The sequence below is a fragment of the Citrobacter sp. Awk 4 genome (genome assembly GCF_028069725.1).
Taxonomy (GTDB): Bacteria; Pseudomonadota; Gammaproteobacteria; order Enterobacterales; family Enterobacteriaceae; genus Citrobacter_D.
In genome coordinates, this window is sequence record NZ_JANEWG010000136.1 from 1 (window position 1) to 741 (window position 741).

The following is a 741-nucleotide window of genomic DNA, read 5'->3' on the forward strand; positions in this document are numbered from 1 at the left end:
GGTATGCTGATTGCGTATGGCATTTCCATTTTGACAAGTAACATCGCCTATTATTATGCCATCGTAGTTAAATTGGTTGTAATGGCAATAATGTTAGCTTTCATCTGCATTAGAAAAACATACAAAAACTTGGTGATATGATGGCTTGGGTATTTTATTTTATAGTAAATTTCACGTGTGGAATTCTAAATATTCAGAAGCTAAAACAGCAACGAATTCTTCTGATATTTGTTGTTACCAATGTCCTAATATTTATAGGAATGCGATATAAGATTGGTGTTGATTGGACGGTGTATGAAGATCTTTTCGAAGGAAGGGGTATTAATGTTCCGTTTGAGCCTGGTTATGAAGTAATAAGCAATTTATTTTCAGCATTAGGTATAGGGTTCTGGGGATTTGTCTTTTTAATTACATCATTTTTATTATATACATTAATTGTCTTTTTTAATAAATACACTCCACTGGCTGTTTTTTGCTTAGCGTTCTATTTTATACTTAGTTTTTCTTTTAACATTGATGTATTAAGACAGATTTTGGCGGTAGCGCTTTCTATCTGGGGAGTAATGTCATATATAGATTGCAAGAAAATAAGATTTACAATTATCATTGCTACCGCATCTAGTATACATGTATCTGCCTTAATTTTTTTTATTATTCCTTTTATTAACTCGGCATGCTTTAGAAATATTTCAATATATTTTCTATTCGCTGGTTTTGTTCTTTCCTTAATAAACATATACC

Annotated in this window: 1 protein-coding gene; it reads left to right on the top strand. The window is 30.9% G+C overall.

What is annotated here, in order from left to right; genetic code table 11:
* Positions 1-260: 260 nt before the first annotated feature.
* On the top strand, positions 261-741 hold a 481-nt coding region (locus tag NNO04_RS23005), incomplete at its 3' end, for an EpsG family protein (RefSeq protein WP_442870767.1).